This is a genomic window from Flagellimonas aequoris (assembly GCF_003584165.1).
In the GTDB taxonomy this organism is placed as follows: domain Bacteria; phylum Bacteroidota; class Bacteroidia; order Flavobacteriales; family Flavobacteriaceae; genus Flagellimonas; species Flagellimonas aequoris.
The window spans coordinates 1-648 of record NZ_QXFJ01000020.1 but is presented as its reverse complement, the minus strand read 5'-3'; the positions used below and the strand labels follow the sequence as shown (position 1 = coordinate 648).

Sequence of the window (648 nt, the reverse complement as noted above, 5' to 3'; positions counted from 1 at the left end):
TCTGGCCTACGCGCTGGCCTGTCCAGTCATCACCACGGACGCGGCCAGAGCCGCGCCCCTGCGGTATGCCGCCGCCGTCCAGCAGGCCTACACGGACGCCCTGCGGGCTGACGCTGGTTATACGAATTTCATCACCAAGACGCCCGGCCATGAGGCATGGTCAACGCGGTGGGGGAGGGGAGAGGCCTACACGCTCGAAGAGCTGGCCGACTACCTGCCGCACGGCTTGCCCACGGTCAGGAAGAAGCGGGCCGAAGCCAGTGGCCTCGGGCGCAATGTGTGCCTGTTTGAGAGCCTGAGGGCATGGGCATACCGCCACCGCTTCCGCCACACCGACGCCGACCAGTGGCACGCCTCGACCCTTGCCCAAGCGCGTGCGCTCAACACCTACGCCACCCCGTTGCCGGACAGTGAGGTCAGAGCCACCGCGAAGAGCGTGGCCCGCTGGGTGTGGACACGGTTAGGGCATGGGCCAGCGGGTCAGGCCTTCATTGCCAGGCAATCGCACAAAGGCCGGCTGTCAGGTGTTGCCAGGCAATCGAAGGCGATGGACACGGCACAAAAAATCTTGGAGTTCGACCGATGAGCAACCTGCCGACCATCCGACGCAAGCGCACGATGACCGCGAAACAAATCGCGGAGGGCTTG

1 protein-coding gene is annotated in these 648 nt (G+C 65.4%); it reads left to right on the top strand.

Annotation, left to right across the window (positions count from 1 at the left end; genetic code table 11):
• Nucleotides 1-586: replication initiation protein (locus D2U88_RS08720; protein WP_182859156.1), on the top strand; the 586-nt coding region annotated here is incomplete at its 5' end.
• Nucleotides 587-648: the final 62 nt, after the last annotated feature.